Source organism: Bradyrhizobium sp. SZCCHNRI3043 (assembly GCF_032377735.1).
In the GTDB taxonomy this organism is placed as follows: Bacteria; Pseudomonadota; Alphaproteobacteria; order Rhizobiales; family Xanthobacteraceae; genus Bradyrhizobium.
Genome location: NZ_JAUHID010000002.1, coordinates 429858 through 449406 on the forward strand (window position 1 = coordinate 429858; position 19549 = coordinate 449406).

Sequence of the window (19549 nt, forward strand, 5' to 3'; positions counted from 1 at the left end):
GCGTCAGAGCGGTCCCAGCGGCCGCGACAGCGACCACAACGCTCATGACCTGGGGCAGGTTAAGCGAGGGCGGCTCCGGAAACTTGACATTTTAGCACAATCTTCGGTCACGCCACGCGAGTGCTCAGAAAATTGGCATTGGCGACCCCGGGGCGAGCGAATGCTGTCAACGCGCGGACGGCACGCCATGGACCGCGCCGCTCCAGAATGCTATCTCGCCACCCCACATGAGTGACCTGTCCATTACGATCTCCGCCGAAAAGCCGGGCGACGCGCAGGCGATCGAGCGGCTGCATGAGCGCACCTTCGGCCCCGGCCGCTTCGTGCTGAGTGCCTATCGACTGCGCGAGCATGTCGATCATCTGCTCGCGCTATCGTTCACCGCCCATATCGGCACTTTGCTGGTCGGCTCGGTGCGGCAGCTCCCGATCTGCGTCGGCGACACCAAGGCGCTGATGCTCGGGCCGCTGACGGTCGAGCCGCCGTTCCGCAAGCACGGCATCGGCCGCATGCTGATGGAGCGCTCGATCGCGGATGCGCGGGCGCAGGGCCATCGCTTGATCCTGCTGGTCGGCGACGCCGCCTACTACAGCCGTGTCGGGTTCAAGCCGGTGTCGAAAGGCCGGGCGATCATGCCGGGCCCGGTCGACTACAACCGGCTGCTGGTGAACGAGCTCGTCGACGACGCGTTCGAGGACGTCGAGGGCGCGATCCGTCCTGACTGGGACTACGCCAGGTAGGTCGTCATTGCGAGCGAAGCGGCGAAGCGAAGCAATCCAGAGCCCCAAGAGAAGTCTGGATTGCTTCGTCGCTTCGCTCCTCGCAATGACGAAGGGGGCTCAGATTGCTTTCCTCCGCGCCCCGACCGAATTCGCAATCAGAACTTGAGATTGGCAAAGATCCGCACGCCGATGCCGGGCAGCAGCACCTCGTCCTTGGTGTAGGACACGGAGTTGCGGATCTTCTCGTTCAACAGATTGTTGCCGACGAGGCCGACCAGCATCTCGCGCGCGCCGAACATGTTCGGATTGAGCTTGGTGCGGTAGCTGATCTCCGCCTTCAGCAGGTTGTAGCCCGGCGTCGGTGTCTCCGCGATCGGTGCGATGTCGTTCTGGGCGAAGGCGTGCAGCAGGTTGATGCGGGTCAGCCAGTTGGCATCGCGCCAGAACAGGCCGCCGCCGACGCGCATCGGCGGAATCCGCGGCACGTTGGTGCCGTCGGAGAAGGTGGCGCGGACGACGTCGAACTGGTTCTCGATGCCCCAGATGCCGCTGCCGAGCGGAGCGACATCGAACTGGCTCTGGAACTCGAAGCCGCGGAACAGCGCGTTGCGCTGCGAGTAGACCGCTTGGTTCAGCGCGGTGCCCGTGGTGCCGCAGGACGCGAAATCGTCGTCGCACATCACGCCGGTCAGCCGGCGATAGATGAAGTTGCTGAACTGCGTGTAGTAGGCCGTGGCTTCGAAGCGGAACGGGCCGGTGGCCTTGCGCAGCCCGGCCTCGACGGTCTTGGCCGTCTCGATGGTCAGGTTCGGATTACCGATGTCGAAGGTTGCGGTCGCATCGTGGCCGCCGCGCGAGAACAGCTCGGCTGGCTTCGGCGCGCGCTCGACATATTGCGCGGTCACGCTCGCCACCAGATCGCCCGGCAGGTTCTGCAACAGGCCGACGCTCGCGCTCTTCGGCGTGTACGACGGATTGCGGGCGATGTTGGCCTGCGGCGTACCGTCCGGCAGATAGTCGACCGGAAAGTTCGGTGTGGAGCCGTTCAGCGCGACGTGCTCGATCCGGCCGGCGACCTGCGCCTTGGTCGAGGGCGAGAAGGCGAGCTCATTGAAGACATAGCCGGCGACGCGATTGTTGGTGTTGGGGCCGAACAGGCCGTTGAACACCGAGCCGGGGTTGTCGGGGCTCGGCGCATTCAGCTCCTGGTGCCCGGCCTGCACGCCATAGGCGGTCGTCAGCGTGGCGAAGCGCAGATTGACGGGCATCATCTGCATCTCGACGCGCGCTTCCTGCTCGCGATTGGTGAAGGTCTGGCGCACGCCATCGGTGGTCGGGTCGGTGACGGCTGCAAGGCCGAGCTCATTGTGCCGATAGTCTGTCGCGCCGGCCCAGAATCGGATCGCATCGATCGCCGCGGAGTCCGGGCGATACTCGCCCTTGGCGGTGATCTTGGTCTGGTGTGCGTCGATCCGGGTCCGGCTGTCGGCGCCGTCGATGCCGGGGATGTGGTAGAGCGCATCGGTCTGCTGGATCGCCGCGCCGATGAAGCCGCCGGTGAAGAAATAGCTGCCGCCGATCGAGGCGCCATCGTTCTGCACGGCGGAGTTCGGCTGCCGGCCGTTCACCGGGCGGGTCTGGTCGAACAGATAGGGGTAGCCCGGAATCGAATAGTCGCCGGTCTTGCGGCCGTAGGCATCGGCATGAAGTGCGAAGTTGCCGCCGCCGGCATCGAGCAGCACGCCGCCCTCGACGCCGCGGTCGACCGAGCTGAACGAGGTGCGCGTTTCCGCGGTGACGCAAGGCGCGCTGCCCGCGGCCGGCGCGCTCGCCGGCAGGCCATAGGTCTGAAACGGCGCGGTCGAACAGGTCGGCAGGGCCTGCGGAATGCGGTTGTTGGTGGCGCTGACGACGCCGCCGATCGAGGTGGAGCCGTAGCGCAGCGCCGCGGGGCCGCGAACGACCTCGATCTGGTCGCTGGTGAGCGGATCGATCGGCACGAAATGATCTTCGCCGAGATCGGACGCACCGCCGCCGCCGATGCCGTTCTCGACGATACCGACGCGGTTGACGTCGAGGCCGCGGATGATCGGCCGGCTCGAGGCGCCCGGCGCGAAGCTCGATCCGGTAATGCCGGGTTTCGAATTGAGAAGGTCGCCGAGCGTGGCGGCGCCGGAGCGGCGAAGCTCCTCGTTCGGCACCACGGTGACGGTTGCGAACTGGTCGGTGACGACAGGCAGCACACCCTGTTGCGGCGGCGGTGGCGCTGATTGTGCTTCTCGCGCTGGCGTCGGCGCACGGGGCCCGCGCGCGACGCGCGCGGTAGGATTGGGCCGCGGCACCACCGGCTTCCGTGCCCGTATCGGGCTCGGCGCTGTCACGTTGACCTCGGGCAACTCGGCCGCCGGCTTCGGATCGTCAGCGCGCGCGGGCGCACCCAAAACGCACAACATGGCTGCGGCGCTGCAGCCCGACATCAAGGCTCTCGACAACATCGTTCAATTCCTGATCCTGATCAGGCGTCCCACGTCTTTCGTTGCTGGCGGGATGCGCCTGCCGTCGGCTTGCGACGGACCCATTCCTGCACGCGGCCGCCGTGCGCGTGAGCGCAACCGTGGCGGCGTTTCGAGCGGTTCAGATCAGGCGATGGGAGGAGCGCGCGGCTGGAAGGCGGTGTCGACGACAACAGCCGCGACAGTGGCGGTGATCGCATCGGGCAGACGAAATGCCACCGCTTCAGGAGGCGTCAGAACGGGCGTCGGTGATAGCAGGATCGATTGCGCCATCGCCATGACGGCGCAGATGGCGCAGCCATCGGCGGAGGGCTGCTGGTCGGGGTCCTGGCTTGCGGGAGAGGAGCCGGTATGGGCCTGTGCGGTCGTGATACGACTGCCGTCCAGGCTCTGCGTGGAGAGCCAATGAACATGGCCGAACGCGAGCGCGAATTGCAGCACCAGCGCCAACAGCGCGAGCCGCGAGACATCTTTGATGTTCGCGCGAAACCAGCTCATCGCCAGCTCTGGCTCATGTGATCTGGCTCATGTGAGTAGGCCACCCCGTTCGGCTGAGAGGCTCAGCCTTTGTTACAATGTAACATCGCAGAGGCGCCTCTTAGCTGTCAATCAGAGCGCCGCGGCAACTGATGGAAACCGGCTCGCTGTGCCCTTCGCGCCACGTCGCACGCCGCCGTGGTGCGCGTGTGTCTTCGTGTCAGCGTCCCTCGCGTACCCAGGTTGCGGCGAGCGCGCCGAGCAGCAGCAGCAGGCCGATCACGCCGGCGAACATCGGCAGCACGCCGACGCCCTTGACCACGCTGGCGTCGCGCATCCGCACGCCCATCCAGCCGTCGCCGCTGAACAAGGTCGACGACCTGACGGGGACGATGCGCGGCAAGTCGATGCCGGATCCGTCGGCGATGCGGCGGGCGTCGCCGCCGGTCGCCTGTGCCAGCGGCTTCAGGGTTTCGGTGGTCGAGGTGACCTCGGAGAATTCCTTCGGATTGGTCGGGCCGACATTGATCAGCGCCTTCAGCGTGCCGTCGGTCGCCTGCCACAGGCCGAGCTCGTTGGCGGGCAGGGTCGCGCGCCATTCGCCGGGATCGCCCTGACTCAGAGTGAGCTCGCGCGTGGTGCCGGACGGCGAGGTCACGGTCACCGGCGGGACGGTGTCGCCCATGGTCTGGCGGATGACGGCGAGATCCTTGCCTTGAATCTGCAGCCGCAGCGCTTCCTCGTCGAGATCGGGCTGCTGCATCAGCCAGTGCGACATGCGCCGGAGCAGGTCGAGATGCGGACCGCCGCCTTCATAGCCGCGCGCCCACAGCCAGATGTGGTCGGACAGCAGCAGAGCGACGCGGCCGGCGCCGAAGCGCGACAGCAGCAAGAGCGGCTTGCCGTCGGCGCCGGTCATGACCGGCGGACTGACCGCATTGCGGGTCTCGACGGTGCGGAAGAAGCGGCTCCAGCGCGGCGGCTCGGAGCCCGAGCCCTCGAGGCCGCGCGTAACCGGATGGCGTTTGCCGGCGTCAGATAGATGCGCATAGAAGGGCTTCTCGGTGACGCCGACCGGCTCGGCGGGCAGCACCGAATCGAGCGGTGTGCGCCAGATGCTGGTGTTGGAGGCGTAGTCCGGCCCGGCCGAGACCAGCACCGCGCCGCCATTGCGCACGTAGCGCGCGATGTTGTCGAAATAGGCGATCGGCAGCACGCCCTGCCGGGCGTAGCGGTCGAAGATGATCAATTGGAATTCGTTGATCTTCTGCTGGAACAGCTCGCGGGTCGGAAACGCGATCAGCGACAGCTCGTTGATCGGGGTGCCGTCCTGCTTCTCCGGCGGCCGCAGGATGGTGAAGTGGACGAGATCGATGCTGGCGTCCGACTTCAAAAGGTTGCGCCAAGTGCGCTCGCCCGAATGCGGCTCGCCAGACACCAGGAGCACGCGCAGCTTGTCGCGGACGCCATCGATCGAGACCACCGCGCGGTTGTTGACGAGGGTCAGCTCGTTGTCGAGCGGCGAGGCCTCGATCTCGACGATGTTCTGGCCTTCGTGCTTGATGTCGACGTCGACATTGGCGGCCTGGCCGCTGGTCAAGGTGCGCTCGCTGATGACCTCGCCATCGCGGCGGATCACGACCTTGGCGCTGGCACCGCTGACGCCCTGGTCGTCGAGCCGGAAGCTGATGGTCTGCGGCTGGCCGACGATGCCGAAGCGAGGCGCGGCCGTGATCGCGACGCGGCGGTCGCGCTCGGCCTTCTGGCCCGTGATCAGGGCCTGCAGCGGAGCCTGGAAGCCGAGCGCGGCGACGTTGCCGGGAATGTCGTGGACGCGTCCATCCGTGATCAGGAAGGCGCCGGCGACCCGATCGACGGGAACGTCCGACAGCGCCGAGGTCAACGCGCTGAACAGATGCGTGCCGTCGGTCTCGCCATCGGCCTGGCCGGCATCGACCACGCGGACCTCGAGGCCCTTGATCTTCTTCAAGCTGTCGACCAGCGACTCCTGGGCCGCCTGGGTCTGCTTGTTGCGGTCACCGAAATTCTGGCTCGGGCTCTTGTCGACCACGACGGCGGCGACCGAGCTCAGCGGCTCGCGGTCCTCGCGCGTGAACTGCGGATTGGCCAGCGCGAGCGCGATCAAGGCGAGCGCGGTGACGCGGATCCAGGCCGAGCGCGAGCGGCCGAGCAACAGGAGCGCGGCGATGACGACGATCGCGCCGATCGCGAGCCACAGCACGACCGTCGGGACCAGAGGCGTGAACGCGATGCCGTAATTCATGAGGCAAACTCGCTGGCTTCGTCATGGCCGGGCTTGTCCCGGCCATCCACGTCATTCCCTCGGAAAACAGGGGCGTGGATGCCCGGCTCAAGGCCGGGCGTGACGACGGAGGTTTTGGCGCGGCTGCGCGTGGCTATTGTCATCACTGCCCAAGCCGTTCGATCAGCGCCGGCGCGTGCACCTGGTCGGCCTTGTAGTTGCCGGTCAGCGTGTACATCACGATGTTGACGCCGGCGCGGAAGGCGAATTCGCGCTGTCGCGGCTCGCCGGGAACCATCGGCAGCATGGCCTGGCCGTCGGGGCGGATGGCCCAGGCGCCGGCGAGGTCGTTGGAGGTGATGATGATCGGTGAGACGCCGTCGCCGCCGCGCGCCGGACGCGAGGCGCTGTCCTCGTCCTCGTCTTTCGGCAGCGCCTCGACCCAGGTCTGGCCTGCGGTGAAGCGACCGGGGAAGTCGCGCAGCAGGTAGAACGTCTTGGTCAGCACGTGCTCGCGCGGCACCGGCTCGAGCTCGGGGACGTCGAGCGACGACAGAATCTCGCGCAGCGACTGCATGCCCGGGGTCTGCTGCGCGCCGTTCTCGCCCGGGGGCGCCTCGACTGCATCGCGGGTATCGAAGATCACCGTGCCGCCCTGCTTCATGTAGGCGTCGATCTTGTTGATCGCGTCCTGCGGCGGCTTCGGCGTGCCCGGCACGATCGGCCAGTAGATCAGCGGGAAGAAGGCGAGCTCGTCATGCGCAGGATCGATGCCGACGGGGTCGCCGGCTTCGAGCGCCGTGCGCTGGGCCAGGAACAAGGTCAGTCCGGTCAGGCCGGCCTTGACGATGGAATCGACGTCGGCATTGCCGGTCACGACATAGGCAAGCCGCGTCTGCGACACCGCGCGCATGGCGAAATCGTCGCTGGCGGCGTCGGCGCGCGCGGCCGTCGGCATCGCGACCGCGAGCAGGGCGCCGGTTGCAAGCACCGCAAGCGCGATGGACGCGGGCGCTGCACGCCGCCACCGCGCGAGCGAGGCCAGCACGCCGCCGAGCAGGGCGACGATGACCGCGTCGATCAGGAACAGCAGCAGTGCGGTCGACAGCAGGATGCCCCGGAGATCGCGCGGCTCGGCGGAGGTGTAGCTGGCACGCTTGGCGCGCAGCGTCGACGTGTCGAGCTGCAGAATGCGATCGGCGGGGCTGAGCGTGTTCACTGCGGTGGGTCCCTCGGCTGGGCCATAGAATCCGGGTGGATGATCCAGCGAAGCCCGGTCGTTGAAATCGGCCGGCAGCGGCTTGGCGGTCGAAGGCGGCGGTCCGAAGGCGCCGAAGCCGTCGAGGATGTGCAGCGGCGCCAGCGTGGCCTTGGCGGTCTCACCCGCGGGACCAGGGCCCGGCGTCGAGGTGTAGCCGGACATGTCGACGATGCGGCGGAGCATCTCCACCATGGCGCCGGACATCGGCAGGTCCGACCAGCGCATGTCGGCGCTGACGTGGAACAGCGCGATCAGGCCCTTGCCGCGATGCTCGCCGGTGACGAGCGGCGTGCCGTCCTCCAGCGAGGCCCAGCTCTTGGTCGCCAGCACGGCGTCGGGCTCGGCGAGGACCTGGCGATTGACCGTCACGTCCTTCGGCACGGTGATGCCCGCGAACGGGCCGTCGGCGGTGAAGGCCGCGAGGTGCTGTGGCTTCTCCCAGGTCAGGCTGCCGCCCAACGTGCGGCCGCCGCGGCGCAGCTTGACCGGCACGAGATCGTCGTCGCCCTGCGCCAGGCGCGGGCCGGCGAAGCGCACCAGCACGCCGCCATTCTCGATCCAGCCGTTGAGACGGTCGCGCAGCTCCGGCGACAGCGTGCCGACGTCGGCCATCACGATCATCGGCACCTTCTGGTCGAGGAACTGCGTGATGACCTGCTGCGGGGCGCCACGATCACCGAGCCGGAGATCGGCGAACGGCGCCAGCGCGCGGGTCAGGTAGAAGGTCGGCGCGAGCAGCGGTTGCGCGGTGTCGCTGGTGGCGCCGGAGACGATGCCGACCGCACGCCGCCGCCAGCGCTTGTCGAGCAGTTGCACGGCGCCTGCGGAGCGCTCGCCGGCGATCTCGAGCCGGGTGATGTCATTGCGCAGCTCGACCGGAAGATCGAAGCTCGCCTCGGCGTCGTGCGCACTGGCGGCGAAGCCGAACTGCGCTTCGCCGAGCGGCGAGCCCTTGGCGTCGAGCGCGCGCACAATGCCGCCCGGAACCGAGAGATCGGCGCGCAGCACCTTCACGGTCATCTTGGCCGCGGCGTTCTCGGCGCCCGCAAGCGCCAGCGGCGACAGGGTGCCGCCTTCGAACACCGTCAGGCTGCGATCGCCGATGGTCTTGGCAAGGCCGGTGACAAACTCGCTGCCGCGGCCGGGATCGACGCCGTCGGAGAACCACATGATCTCGGCATCGCCCGTCGCTTTCAGGAAGCGATCGAGCTGCGGCAGCGCATCGGCGCGCTCGGTCGTGTAGGCCTTGGGCGCGATCTGGCGCAGCGCGACGCGCGCCGCGCCGGCCGGCATCAAGGTGAGGTCGCGTGCGGGCTCCGACAGCGGCATCAGCGCGACGCCGCGGCGGTCGGCATCGGCATCGGCGATGATCTCGTCGGCGGCCCTGATGCGCGTGTCCCAGCTTGCAGCTGCGCTCCAGCTGTCGTCGAGCAAAAGCACCAGCGGCGCCTTGCTGCCGACGGCCTCGGTGCGCGGATTCCAGATCGGACCGGCCGCGGCGAAGATCACCAGCGCCGCCGCGATCAGCCGCAGCAGGGTGAGCCACCAGGGCGAGCGCGACGGCGTCTCTTCTTTGGGCGTGATGTCGAACAACAGCCGGGTCGGCGGAAACTCGATGCGGCGCGGCCGCGGCGGCATCACCCGCAGCAGCCACCACAGCACCGGCAGGCTGATGAGCCCGGTCAGCAGCAAGGGTTCGGCGAACGACAGCGGCAGGCCCATCATGCGCCGAGCCCTCCGGGGCCAGCGCCCACTTTGACGCCGCCGCGCGCGCTACCTTTGGCCGTGGTCATGCCGGCATGCAGGAACAGCAGCAGCTCGGCGGCCGAGCGGCTGGTGGTGTGGGTGGTGAACAGCCAGTCGAGCTTGCCGGTCTCGGCGCGGATCTGGTCGCGGTGCAGCGCCACGCGGGCGACGTAGTCCTGCGCCCAGCTCTCGGCGCGGCCGGCCGTGATGACCTCGCCGCCCTCCGGCTCGACGAACTCGACGCGGCCGGAATAGGGGAAGGTCTCCTCGGCGGGATCGACGACCTGGACCATCGTGCCGTGCGCACCCGACGCGGACAGGCCGGCGAGCATGGTGCTGATCTCGGAGATCGGCGACCAGAAATCCGACAGCACGACGATCTCGGCGAGCGCGGACGGCACGAAGGAGGGCGGCAGGCTCGGCCTGATCGTCTCATCATGCAGCATCGCCTGCGCGATGCGGTCGATCACGTTGCGGCTCCCGGTCGGATTGATCAGGCCGGGAATGCCGACGCGTTCGCCGCCGGCCACCAGCAACTCGGCCAGGGCGAAGGTCACGATCAGGGCGCGTTCGAGCTTGCTGTCGCGGGCGCCCTTCGACGCGAACGCCATCGACGGCGAGCGGTCCGGCCAGATCCACACGGTGTGCGCGGCCTCCCATTCCTGCTCACGGACGTAGAGATGATCGTCGCGCGCGGAGCGGCGCCAGTCGACGCGCTGCGACGGCTCACCGGAGACGAAGCGGCGGTACTGCCAGAAGCTTTCGCCGGAGCCGGCGCGGCGACGGCCATGCAGACCATGGATCACATTGGCGGCGATCTGGCGCGCTTCGAGCACCAGCCGCGGCAGCGACGACGCCAGCGTCCGGCTTTCGCCATCGGCACGCCGGATTGCGAGAATCTCCTTGTCGGCGTGCCCTGTCGCTGCGGCCATCAGCCAATCCGGCTCTTCAGTTGCCGGATCACGTCCGGAATGGTGCGTCCCTCGGCGCGGGCCGGGAAGGTGAGCGCCATGCGGTGCTTGAGCACGGGCTCGGCGAGATCGAGCACGTCGTCGATCGAGGGAGCGAGGCGGCCGTCGAGCAACGCGCGGGCGCGCACCGCGAGCATCAATGATTGACTGGCGCGCGGACCCGGGCCCCAGGCGATCAGCTTGCCGGCGTCGCCGGCCTCCGGGCCGGGGCGGGCGGACCGCACCAGCGACAGGATCGCCTCGACCACGGAATCGCCGACCGGCAGCCGGCGCACCAGCCGCTGCGCAGCGATCAGCGCGTCTGCGGTCATCGCGGCCTTGGCGCCGCTCTCTTCGGCACCGGTGGTCTCGAACAGGATGCGGCGCTCGGCGTCGCGATCCGGATAGTCGACGTCGATCTCCATCAGGAAGCGGTCGAGCTGGGCTTCGGGAAGCGGATAGGTTCCTTCCTGCTCCAGCGGATTCTGGGTCGCGAGCACATGGAAGGGCTTCGGTAGGTCATGACGGGCGCCTGCAACCGTGATGTGCTGCTCCTGCATGGCTTGCAGCAATGCCGACTGCGTGCGCGGGCTGGCGCGGTTGATCTCATCCGCCATCAGCAGTTGCGCGAACACCGGGCCGGCGATGAAGCGGAACGAGCGCTTGCCGCCGGCGCTCTCGTCGAGCACCTCGGCGCCGAGAATGTCCGACGGCATCAGGTCCGGCGTGAACTGGATGCGCTTGGCATCGAGGCCGAGCGTCACGCCCAAGGTCTCGACCAGCTTGGTCTTGGCGAGGCCGGGGACGCCGATCAGCAGCGCGTGGCCACCGGACAGGATGGTCACCAGCGTGTTTTCCACCACGCGGTCCTGGCCGAAGATGACGCTGGAGATCGCATCCTTTGCCGCTCGGATCTGGCCGGAGACCTGTTCGGCCGACCGGACGATCGCATCCTCGAGCTTCTCGGCACTCTCAGCCATTCCCGCGCTCCTTCTGCCCCGCATCGTGAACTTTCGGACGGACGTTCCGCTCCAGTTTGCCGGGACACGGATGCCAACCTATGCGAAGGCGCTGTATTCGTTGAGTTAAACTATCCCCATATTATCGGCATTACGGGGTATTGACGGCATCACGTTATGGCGACCTTACATGACCTGCAGGGCCGCCAGGAACTTTTGCACAGACGACGGCGATGGAATCTTGCACCAATCGTGCCAAGGTGGACGCAAACTCAAGGCAAACCATGGCGAAGCAAGGGCAGACCACCGACAACGGACTCGATCGGCTGACGTCGGCGGCAACGCAGGCTGGCACATCCGCAAAGGGACTGCCGCCGGTGCATTTGTGGAATCCGCCATTCTGCGGCGATCTCGACATGCGAATCGCCGGTGATGGTAGCTGGTACTACATGGGCACGCCAATCGGGCGGCCTGCGCTGGTCCGGCTGTTCTCGACGATCCTCAAGCGCGAGGGTGATCGCTATTTCCTGGTCACGCCGGTGGAGAAGGTCGGCATCCGCGTCGATGATGCCCCCTTCACGGCCGTAGAAATGCGGACGGAGAGCGATGCGCGCGGACCGCTGCTGCATTTCCGCACCAATGTCGACGACTGGGTCGCGTGCGATGCCGAGCACCGGCTGCGCTTCGAGCCTGGCGAGAGCGGCGGCCTGACGCCCTATCTGCATGTGCGAGCCGATCTCTGGGCCAAGGTGACGCGGGCGCTGTACTACGAGCTTGTTGACATGGGTGAGGAGCGGATGATCGATGGGCGTGTCATGTTCGGCGTGGGGTCGGGCGGCGCGTTCTTCCCCATGGCCGATGCAGAACAGGTGAGGGCGGCGCTTTGAACCAGCCCATGGTGAGGAACGGGACCGCTGGGCTCAGTTCAGCCGATTTCTTCGCGCGGGGCCGCGCGCGGTTGCGCTTCGACGTTCCGCAGGCCCTGCTCGATCCGGATGTCATTCCGGCCAGCGGAGATTCCGGCACCGACCGCATGCTCGAGATCATCTCCCGCGAGCAGCCCATCCGTCCCGCGGCGGTGCTGATCCCGGTGGTCGACCATCCCGAACCGACGGTCCTTTTGACCCAGCGCTCGCCGAACCTCTCGAGCCATGCCGGGCAGATCGCCTTTCCCGGCGGCAAGATCGACGTCACCGATGCCTCGCCGCTCGATGCCGCCCTGCGCGAGGCCGAAGAGGAGGTCGGGCTCGACCGCAGCTTCGTCGACCCGATCGGCTATCTCGACGTCTACGGCACCGCCTTCGGCTTCCGCATCCTGCCCACGGTGGCGCGGGTGCGGCCCGGATTCACGCTCAAGATCAACGAGGGCGAGGTCGACGACGCCTTCGAGGTGCCGCTGGCCTTCCTGATGGACCCCGCCAATCATCAGCTGCATTCCAAGGAGTTTCGCGGCATGGAGCGCTTGTATTACGCGATGCCGTTCGCCGAGCGCTACATATGGGGCGCTACAGCGGGCATCCTTCGGGTCTTGTACGAGCGGGTCTGTCAGCCATGATCCGTGGCGTGTTGACGGAAATCGGAATTTTCCTCATTCCTTTTGCGGTTTATGTGTTGTTCTTGCTCGCGACCAAATCGGGGCTGTTGGTGCCTGTCAACTGGCCCTTTCATCTGATCACAAAATTGACGGTGGCGGCGCTGGTGTTGGTGATTGCAAGTCTGGTCCTGCTCGCCGAGTTCTCCGGCGCGCCGCCGCGTTCGACCTATATCCCCGCTCATGTCGAGAACGGCAGGCTCGTTCCAGGGGTCGAGAAATGATCGGCGCGCGGGTGCTGCATGCGCCCTGGCTCTCGTCCGGTCCCGCCGCGCGCGTGCTCGCGCTGCTCAATTGCGACGGCGAGGAGGCGCGGGTGGTCGGCGGCGCCGTGCGCAATGCGCTGCTCGGCATCGCCATCGGCGACATCGACATCGCGACCACGGCGCTGCCGGCGGAGGTGCTCCGGCGCGCCAAGGCGGCGTCGATCAAGAGCGTGCCGACCGGCATCGACCATGGCACCGTGACCCTCGTGCTCGAGGGGCATCCATTCGAGGTCACGACCCTGCGCGAGGACACCGAGACCTTCGGCCGCAAGGCCAAGGTCGAGTTCGGCCGCGACTGGGTCGGCGACGCGCACCGGCGCGACTTCACCATCAATGCGCTGTCCGTCGGGCCGGACGGCGTGGTGCATGATCACGTCGGTGGTCTCGCCGACATCGCCCAACGCCGCGTGCGCTTCATCGGCGATCCCGCCCAGCGCATCGCCGAGGATTATCTGCGCATCCTGCGCTTCTTCCGCATCCATTCGGCATTCGGCCACGGCGTCCCCGACCGCGAGGGCTATCTGGCCTGCATCGCCGGCCGCGCCGGCCTCGCCGCATTGTCCGCCGAGCGAGTGCGCATGGAGATGCTGAAACTGCTCGTCACCGACGGCGCGGTCGGCGCGATCACGGCGATGGCGGATGGCGGGTTGCTGACGGCGATCCTCGGCGGCGTCGCCTATCTCGGTCCGTTCGCCGCGATGATCGGCATCGAGCGCGAACTGGAGCTTTCGCCGAGCGCGGTCCGCCGTCTCGCGGCGCTCGCGGTCGCCGTGACCGAGGATGCGCGCCGTCTCGGCGTCAGACTGAAGCTCTCCAATGCCGAGACCAAGGCGCTCGACGGCATGGGCCATCGCTGGTGGCGGTTCGCTTCCGCCGACGAGGCGCGAGTCCGGCGTCTGCTGTATCGTCTCGGCGAGACCGTCTATCGCGACCGCCTGATGCTCGGCTGGGCGCGGGCGCGCGATCGCGACGACCGGAGCTGGCGCGAGCGTGCGCTGTTGCCGCAGCGCTTCACGCCGCCGAAATTGCCGTTGAAGGCGGCCGATTTCATCGCGCGCGGGGTTGCGGAGGGACCGCTTCTCGGTCATGTGCTCACCCTCGCAGAGGATGCCTGGTTAGCTGCGGACTTTCCGCTCGACGAGGCATCGCTGAACGCGATCGCCGATCAGGCGGCGGCGCGTGTCAACCGCGACGGACGTTCATGAATTTTCTGGCAGGCTTTGCCGACATCTCGCTCCTGCAACTCCTGCTCGTCGCTTCCGTCGCTCTCTTTGCTTCCATCATCGGTGGTCTCGCCGGCTACGGCACCGGCGCTCTCATGCCGCTCGTGCTGGTGCCGATGGTCGGCGCCGAACCCGTCGTGCCGATCATCGCGATCTCGGCGATCCTCACCAACCTCAGCCGCGTCGCCGCCTACCTCCAGCATGCCGATCGCACCCGGGCCGGCATCGTCATCGCCGCGGCGGCGCTCACGACCGCGCTCGGTGCCTACGGCTACACGCGACTGACCAATGCCGGCGCGGCGTTCGTGATCGGCACCATGCTGATCATGAGCGTCCCGCTGCGGCGGATCCTGCGCAAGCGCGAGGTCAGGATCGGCAATGGCGGGCTTGCCGCCGGAGCAGTCGGTTATGGCGTGCTGGTCGGCGGCACCTCCGGCTCCGGCGTGATCCTGCTGTCGCTGCTGATGGCGGCGGGCCTGGAAGGCGCCGCGGTCATCGCCACCGACGCGATGATCTCGGTGGCGACGGGCGTCATCAAGATCTCGGTGTTTGGTTTGGCCGGCGTGGTCACGGCGCAGGTGCTGGCCTTTGCGCTCCTGATCGGCGCGGTCGCGGTGCCGGGCGCGTTCCTCGCCAAGGCCTTCGTCGCCCGCATGCCGGTGCACATCCACGCCGCCATCCTCGACGCCGCCGTGATCACCGGCGGCGGCGTGATGATCGCGTCGGCGCTGCGGCACCTGTTGCCGGCGGGATAGCCCTTCGGCGTCAGGCTACCTGCTGTGCTGCTCGGCCTCTACGTCCGCCCCCAGCGGCCGATCAGCATCTTCAGGAAACGCTCCGCCGCAGGCGACATCGTGCCGGTTCTGCGGCGCACGACGCCGATGGTGCGTGAGATCTCGGGATTGAGGATAGGGCGCGTGACGAGGAAGGGATGATCGCTCTGCGGTGTCGCCATCTTCGGAAGAACCGAGATGCCAAGCCCAGCCTCGACGAGTCCAAGCGACGTGGAGAGATGCGTCACCTCGTAGAACCAGCGCAGCTTGATCGCTGATTTGGCGAGCGCGGCATCGAGCAGGGTCCGGTTGCCGCTGGACCGGTGTACGGTGATCAGAGGGTAGGGCTCGAGATCGCCCCAGCCGACCGTCGCCATCGCGGCGAGCGGGTGATCCTTGCGCGCGGCGAGCACGAAGGGATCCTCGACCAGACGGTCGAAGATCAGCTCGGGGTCCGATGCTCCCATCAGGTTGATGCCGAACTCGACCTCGCCACGCTCGACGGCCTGCAGCCCATCGGTGGCAGGCAGGTCGAGAATGCGAAAGCGGATGTTGGGATATTGATCGTTGAACTCGCGGATGACCGACGGCAGGAAGTAGAACGCCGCGGTCGGCAGGCAGGCGATGGTGACGAGGCCTCCGCGATTGAGGCCGCTGTCGCGCACAGCAAACAGCGAGCCGTCGAACTCCTCGATCATACGCCGCACGAGCGGCACCAGCTCGGCGCCGAGCGCCGTCAGCGCGACGTGACGCGTCGTGCGCTCCAGGAGCGGCGCGCCGATCGCGCCCTCCAGCTTCTGGATGCGCCGGCTCAATGCCGGCTGCGAGAGGTTCAGGGCCTCGGCGGCCCGATGAAAGCTCTCCAGATCGGAGACGCTCAGGAAGGCCCGGAGGTCTAGGATCTCACAATTGATGTTAATCATGCATCAATACCGCAATTCTTTGCATTTCAAAGATCGATCTTAGCTCAGTATACGCAACAGTAACGTAGATTGATACGAAATTGACATAACTGAGGCCGGCATGAACGATCTGATCTCGATACCGTGCGTCCTGATGCGAGGCGGAACGTCGAAGGGGCCCTTTTTCCTGGCGTCGGACCTGCCGAGCGATCCGGCCCGGCGAGATGAGATTCTGCTCTCGGTCATGGGCTCCGGTCATCCGCTGCAGATCGACGGCATCGGCGGCGGCAATCCGGTCACGAGCAAGGTCGCCATCGTCGGGCCGGCCAGCGTGCCCGGCGCCGACGTGGATTATCTGTTCGCGCAGGTGCGGATCGATCAGCAACTGGTCGACACCTCGCCCAATTGCGGCAACATGCTTGCCGCGGTCGGACCTTTCGCCATCGAGGCGGGGCTGGTGCCGGCGAAAGGTCCGGCGACGCTGGTCCGCATCCACAACGTCAATACGCGCCAGTTGATCGAGGCCGAGGTGCCGACCCCCAACGGCAAAGTGTCGTATCTCGGCGACGCGTCGATCGACGGTGTCCCAGGGCGAGCGGCGCCGATTGCGCTCACCTTTCTCGATGCGGCCAACCGGATGGACGAGATGTTTCCGACCGGCGAGGCCAATGAGACGATCGACGATCTCGACGTCACGCTGATCGACTGCGCGATGCCGATGATGATCGTGCGTGCGGAGGATCTCGGCGTGACCGGCTATGAGAGCGCCGCCGCGTTGAGTGCGAACGCGGCGCTGCTGGAGCGGCTCGAGCGGCTGCGCGTGGCGGCCGGCGGGCGCATGGGACTCGGCGACGTCCGCGACCGTGTCATTCCCAAGCCGGTGCTGCTCGCCCCCGCGGTGCATGGCGGCCACGTGTCGGCCCGCTATTTCATGCCGCACGATTGCCACCCGTCGCTTGCCACCACCGGCGCCGTCGGCATCGCCACCTCGCTGATCGTGGCGGACACGGTGAGCGCGCGCCTCGCTGGGCTGCAGGTCGCGCCTGCGGTCATCGGCATCGAGCACCCGATGGGCCATATCGACGTCAAGCTGCAGGAGCGCGATGGCCGGATCGTGGCTGGGATTTTGCGGACCGCCCGCAGGCTGTTCGAAGGCTGCGTGTTCGCAAAACCCACGACACGGATGGTACACGCCGCCTGAGCGCACGCGCCGTCCGGACTCAATCGACATCGATAACAAGGGAGGAAGTCACATGCGTCGTCTCATGCTCGCCGTCACTGCGGCTGTCGCAATCTGCGGCTCGGCCGCCGCCGAGCCCGTGCGCATCAGCGTCGGCTCGTACAATCTGAACAACCTGCCGTTTCCGGTTGCGGTGGGCCTTGGCCTGTTCCAGAAGGAAGGGCTCGACATCACCGTGGAGAATTTCGCCTCCGGCGGCTCCAAGACGCTGCAGGCGCTGGTCGCCGGATCGACCGATGTCGCCGTCGGCTTCTACGACCACACCATCCAGATGCAGTCGCAGAACAAGTCGGTCGTCGGCTTCGTACTGCTGTCGCGCAATTCCGGTCTGGTGCTGGCCGGTGGCAAGTCTGCGACGTTCGACCCGGCCAGGCCGGAGACCATCAAGGGCGCCAAGATCGGCATCACCGCCCCTGGCTCATCCTCGGACTTCTTCGTCCGCTATTATCTCAAGCAGAACAAGATCCCCGCCGAGAGCGTGTATCTGATCGGCGTCGGATCAGGGGCCGCTGCCGTGGCCGCGCTGGAGCAGGGCAAGATCGACCTGCTGGTGAACTACGATCCGGCCGCGACCTATGTGGAGCAGAAGGGGATCGGCAAGATCCTGATCGATGCGCGAAGCGACGAGGGCGCCAAGCAGGTCTATGGCGGCATCTATCCGACCTCCGTGCTCTACGCGACACAGCAGTACATCGCCAAGAACCCGGGCACGGTCCAGAAGATCACCAACGCCATGGTCAAGGCGCTGCGCTGGATCGCCACGCACAATGCCGAGGAGATCGTCGCGGTGCTGCCGAACGATTTCATCTCCGGCGAGAAGCAGACCTATACGAAAGCGGTCGAGAAGGCCAAGGCGATCTTCTCCAGGGATGGTCAGTTCGACGAGACCGACGTGCAGACGCCGCTGCTCGTGCTCAAGAGCTTCAACGACAAGGTGGATGCGACGTCGATCGACCTCGCCAAGACCTACACCAACGCCTTCGCCGTGAAGGCGCAGAGCGTCTCGAACTGATCGGGAGGGAAACAATGGCACTCGCCGTCGTCAAGGACCTGGACCCGATGGTCCAGTGCCGCAGCGCCAGGAACATGGTGGAGATCAATCAGGTCACCATGTCCTTCGGCAACTACACCGCCGTCAGGGACGTGAACCTCACGGTCGCCGATGGCGAGTTTCTCGCCATTGCCGGTCCGACCGGCTGCGGCAAGAGCACCATCCTCAACGCGATCGCGGGCCTCTTGAAGCCGAGCGCCGGCAGCATCGCCATCGATGGCCAGCCGGTGCGCGGTGTCCAGGGCAACATCGGCTATCTGTTCCAGCAGGATGCCTTGCTGCCGTGGAAGACCGCGATCGAGAATGTCGAGCTCGGCCCGCTGTTCCGCGGCGTGTCGGCCCGTGAGCGCCATGAGCGCGCAATGGCCTGGCTCGTCAAGGTCGGGCTGAAGGGCTTCGAGCACCGCTATCCGCACCAGCTCTCCGGCGGCCAGCGCAAGCGCGTGCAGATGGCTCAGGCGCTCATCCATGGGCCGAAGGTCATCCTGATGGACGAGCCGTTCTCGGCGCTCGACATCCACACCCGCCATCTGATGCAGAACGAGCTGCTGCGGCTGTGGCAGGAGGAGAAGCGTGCGGTGGTCATGATCACCCACGATCTCGAGGAGGCCATCGCGCTGGGGGATCGCGTCGTCGTACTCGCCTCGGGACCGGCCTCGCGGGTCATCGACAGTTTCCCGGTCGACCTGGAGCGGCCGCGCGACGTGGCCGAGATCAAGCTCGATCCGCGCTTCACCGATCTCTATCGCAACATCTGGGCCTCGCTGCGCGGGGAAGTGGAGAAGAGCTATGCCCGCCATGACTGAACGCCTCATCCAGCTCGCGTTGCTGATCGTCATCGTCGGCGGCTGGCAGGCCGGCGTCACCTATGGCGTCATCGATCCGTTCTTCTTCCCGGCGCCGCTGGCGGTGCTCAAGCAGGTGTTTGCCTGGCTGTCGGCGCAGAGCTTCTACGCGCATGTCTCGACGACGCTGACCGAGACGATCCTCGGCTACATCATCGGCACCGGACTCGGCGTCACCGCCGGCGTCTGGCTCGGCCTCAACCATTCCGCGGCGCGCATCCTCGATCCCTTCATCAAGGCGCTCAACGCTGTGCCGCGCGTGGTGCTGGCGCCGATCTTCGTGCTATGGCTCGGCCTTGGCCTGTGGTCGAAGGTGGCGCTTGCGGTGACCCTGGTGTTCTTCGTCACCTTCTTCAACGCGCTGCAGGGCGTGCGCGAGGTCAACCCGGTGGTGCTGGCGAATGCCCGCATCCTCGGCGCCCGGCGCTCGGAGCTGCTGCGTCACGTCTACTTCCCGGCGGCTGCGAGCTGGATCCTGTCGTCGCTGCGCACCTCGGTCGGCTTTGCGGTGGTCGGCGCCATCATCGGCGAATATCTCGGCTCGTCCGCCGGGCTCGGCCATCTGATCGCGCAGGCCGAAGGCAATTTCGATGCGGTCGGCGTGTTCGCCGGCATCTTCATCCTGGCGATCTTCGTGCTGTGCATCGACGCGCTGCTCGACCTCGTGGAGAGCCGCCTGATCAAATGGCGCCCCAACGTCGCCGAGCGTCCGGCCTGATCCGGATACGACAGAGCGCCGGTCCTGACGGGCCGGCGCTCTGGCATCG

Annotated in this window: 17 protein-coding genes; 10 read left to right on the forward strand and 7 right to left on the reverse strand. The window is 67.0% G+C overall.

Going from position 1 to position 19549, the window contains the following annotated elements; genetic code table 11:
• Nucleotides 1-227 precede the first annotated feature (227 nt).
• Nucleotides 228-740 (forward strand): N-acetyltransferase, encoded by a 513-nt coding sequence (locus tag QX124_RS07780; protein WP_315796837.1) that lies wholly within the window; start codon nucleotides 228-230, stop codon nucleotides 738-740.
• Nucleotides 741-877: 137 nt separating this feature from the next.
• On the opposite strand, the gene QX124_RS07785 is transcribed toward QX124_RS07780, so the two are convergent.
• The 6 genes from QX124_RS07785 to QX124_RS07810 all read right to left on the reverse strand — a co-directional run bounded on the left by QX124_RS07785 (nucleotide 878) and on the right by QX124_RS07810 (nucleotide 10912).
• Nucleotides 878-3199 (reverse strand): TonB-dependent receptor, encoded by a 2322-nt coding sequence (locus QX124_RS07785; RefSeq protein WP_315796923.1) that lies wholly within the window; start codon nucleotides 3197-3199, stop codon nucleotides 878-880.
• 162 nt (nucleotides 3200-3361) lie between these two features.
• A complete protein-coding gene (locus tag QX124_RS07790) occupies nucleotides 3362-3733 on the reverse strand; it encodes a DUF2946 family protein (RefSeq protein ID WP_315738361.1) in 372 nt (123 codons plus the stop codon).
• Between the two features lie 199 nt (nucleotides 3734-3932).
• The gene (locus tag QX124_RS07795; RefSeq protein ID WP_315738360.1) at nucleotides 3933-5996 is read right to left on the reverse strand and encodes a hypothetical protein; all 2064 of its coding nucleotides are present in this window, start codon (nucleotides 5994-5996) and stop codon (nucleotides 3933-3935) included.
• Between the two features lie 142 nt (nucleotides 5997-6138).
• Complete coding sequence (locus QX124_RS07800) at nucleotides 6139-8961, reverse strand: DUF4159 domain-containing protein (protein WP_315796838.1); 2823 nt, start codon at nucleotides 8959-8961, stop codon at nucleotides 6139-6141.
• Entirely contained in the window at nucleotides 8958-9914 is a 957-nt protein-coding gene (locus QX124_RS07805; RefSeq protein WP_315776137.1) for a DUF58 domain-containing protein, read from the reverse strand. The genes QX124_RS07800 and QX124_RS07805 overlap by 4 nt, the downstream gene beginning before the upstream one ends.
• Nucleotides 9914-10912: a MoxR family ATPase gene (locus tag QX124_RS07810; protein WP_315738357.1), complete on the reverse strand. Its 999-nt coding sequence runs from the start codon at nucleotides 10910-10912 to the stop codon at nucleotides 9914-9916. Before QX124_RS07810 ends, QX124_RS07805 begins: the two co-directional genes overlap by 1 nt.
• Before the next feature lie 263 nt (nucleotides 10913-11175).
• On the opposite strand from QX124_RS07810, the gene QX124_RS07815 reads away from it, so the two are divergent.
• Genes QX124_RS07815 through QX124_RS07835 form a run of 5 tightly spaced genes read left to right on the forward strand, consistent with a single transcriptional unit; the run spans nucleotide 11176 to nucleotide 14726 of the window.
• Nucleotides 11176-11778 (forward strand): DUF1285 domain-containing protein, encoded by a 603-nt coding sequence (locus QX124_RS07815; RefSeq protein ID WP_315785698.1) that lies wholly within the window; start codon nucleotides 11176-11178, stop codon nucleotides 11776-11778.
• 8 nt (nucleotides 11779-11786) lie between these two features.
• Nucleotides 11787-12446, forward strand: a complete 660-nt coding sequence (locus QX124_RS07820; RefSeq protein ID WP_409997670.1) for a CoA pyrophosphatase — start codon at nucleotides 11787-11789, stop codon at nucleotides 12444-12446.
• Nucleotides 12443-12706: a DUF6111 family protein gene (locus QX124_RS07825; RefSeq protein ID WP_315776140.1), complete on the forward strand. Its 264-nt coding sequence runs from the start codon at nucleotides 12443-12445 to the stop codon at nucleotides 12704-12706. The genes QX124_RS07820 and QX124_RS07825 overlap by 4 nt, the downstream gene beginning before the upstream one ends.
• Nucleotides 12703-13953: a CCA tRNA nucleotidyltransferase gene (locus QX124_RS07830; RefSeq protein WP_315796839.1), complete on the forward strand. Its 1251-nt coding sequence runs from the start codon at nucleotides 12703-12705 to the stop codon at nucleotides 13951-13953. The genes QX124_RS07825 and QX124_RS07830 overlap by 4 nt, the downstream gene beginning before the upstream one ends.
• Nucleotides 13950-14726 (forward strand): TSUP family transporter, encoded by a 777-nt coding sequence (locus tag QX124_RS07835; RefSeq protein ID WP_315776142.1) that lies wholly within the window; start codon nucleotides 13950-13952, stop codon nucleotides 14724-14726. Before QX124_RS07830 ends, QX124_RS07835 begins: the two co-directional genes overlap by 4 nt.
• A gap of 38 nt (nucleotides 14727-14764) precedes the next feature.
• Here QX124_RS07835 and QX124_RS07840 read toward each other — a convergent pair whose 3' ends face one another.
• Nucleotides 14765-15664, reverse strand: coding sequence for a LysR family transcriptional regulator (locus tag QX124_RS07840; protein ID WP_315738715.1), 900 nt, complete (start codon nucleotides 15662-15664; stop codon nucleotides 14765-14767).
• Between the two features lie 103 nt (nucleotides 15665-15767).
• On the opposite strand from QX124_RS07840, the gene QX124_RS07845 reads away from it, so the two are divergent.
• Genes QX124_RS07845 through QX124_RS07860 form a run of 4 tightly spaced genes read left to right on the forward strand, consistent with a single transcriptional unit; the run spans nucleotide 15768 to nucleotide 19500 of the window.
• On the forward strand, nucleotides 15768-16847 hold the full coding sequence (locus QX124_RS07845; protein ID WP_315796840.1) for a 4-oxalomesaconate tautomerase: 1080 nt from the start codon (nucleotides 15768-15770) through the stop codon (nucleotides 16845-16847).
• 52 nt (nucleotides 16848-16899) lie between these two features.
• Complete coding sequence (locus tag QX124_RS07850; RefSeq protein WP_315796841.1) at nucleotides 16900-17898, forward strand: ABC transporter substrate-binding protein; 999 nt, start codon at nucleotides 16900-16902, stop codon at nucleotides 17896-17898.
• 14 nt (nucleotides 17899-17912) lie between these two features.
• Nucleotides 17913-18743 carry an ABC transporter ATP-binding protein gene (locus QX124_RS07855; RefSeq protein ID WP_315785708.1) on the forward strand — a complete coding sequence of 277 codons (831 nt, stop codon included), beginning with the start codon at nucleotides 17913-17915 and terminating at the stop codon, nucleotides 18741-18743.
• Complete coding sequence (locus QX124_RS07860; protein ID WP_315738348.1) at nucleotides 18727-19500, forward strand: ABC transporter permease; 774 nt, start codon at nucleotides 18727-18729, stop codon at nucleotides 19498-19500. Before QX124_RS07855 ends, QX124_RS07860 begins: the two co-directional genes overlap by 17 nt.
• Nucleotides 19501-19549: the final 49 nt, after the last annotated feature.

Excerpts from the sequence above, each read along its gene's own strand:
- QX124_RS07790 (WP_315738361.1), bottom strand. The coding sequence starts at position 3,733 with ATGAGCTGGTTTCGCGCGAACATCAAAGATGTCTCGCGGCTCGCGCTG.
- QX124_RS07810 (WP_315738357.1), bottom strand. The coding sequence starts at position 10,912 with ATGGCTGAGAGTGCCGAGAAGCTCGAGGATGCGATCGTCCGGTCGGCC.
- QX124_RS07800 (WP_315796838.1), bottom strand. The coding sequence starts at position 8,961 with ATGATGGGCCTGCCGCTGTCGTTCGCCGAACCCTTGCTGCTGACCGGG.
- QX124_RS07795 (WP_315738360.1), bottom strand. The coding sequence starts at position 5,996 with ATGAATTACGGCATCGCGTTCACGCCTCTGGTCCCGACGGTCGTGCTG.
- QX124_RS07830 (WP_315796839.1), top strand. The coding sequence starts at position 12,703 with ATGATCGGCGCGCGGGTGCTGCATGCGCCCTGGCTCTCGTCCGGTCCC.
- QX124_RS07850 (WP_315796841.1), top strand. The coding sequence starts at position 16,900 with ATGCGTCGTCTCATGCTCGCCGTCACTGCGGCTGTCGCAATCTGCGGC.
- QX124_RS07835 (WP_315776142.1), top strand. The coding sequence starts at position 13,950 with ATGAATTTTCTGGCAGGCTTTGCCGACATCTCGCTCCTGCAACTCCTG.
- QX124_RS07820 (WP_409997670.1), top strand. The coding sequence starts at position 11,787 with ATGGTGAGGAACGGGACCGCTGGGCTCAGTTCAGCCGATTTCTTCGCG.
- QX124_RS07780 (WP_315796837.1), top strand. The coding sequence starts at position 228 with ATGAGTGACCTGTCCATTACGATCTCCGCCGAAAAGCCGGGCGACGCG.
- QX124_RS07845 (WP_315796840.1), top strand. The coding sequence starts at position 15,768 with ATGAACGATCTGATCTCGATACCGTGCGTCCTGATGCGAGGCGGAACG.
- QX124_RS07825 (WP_315776140.1), top strand. The coding sequence starts at position 12,443 with ATGATCCGTGGCGTGTTGACGGAAATCGGAATTTTCCTCATTCCTTTT.
- QX124_RS07860 (WP_315738348.1), top strand. The coding sequence starts at position 18,727 with ATGCCCGCCATGACTGAACGCCTCATCCAGCTCGCGTTGCTGATCGTC.
- QX124_RS07785 (WP_315796923.1), bottom strand. The coding sequence starts at position 3,199 with ATGTCGGGCTGCAGCGCCGCAGCCATGTTGTGCGTTTTGGGTGCGCCC.
- QX124_RS07815 (WP_315785698.1), top strand. The coding sequence starts at position 11,176 with ATGGCGAAGCAAGGGCAGACCACCGACAACGGACTCGATCGGCTGACG.
- QX124_RS07805 (WP_315776137.1), bottom strand. The coding sequence starts at position 9,914 with ATGGCCGCAGCGACAGGGCACGCCGACAAGGAGATTCTCGCAATCCGG.
- QX124_RS07855 (WP_315785708.1), top strand. The coding sequence starts at position 17,913 with ATGGCACTCGCCGTCGTCAAGGACCTGGACCCGATGGTCCAGTGCCGC.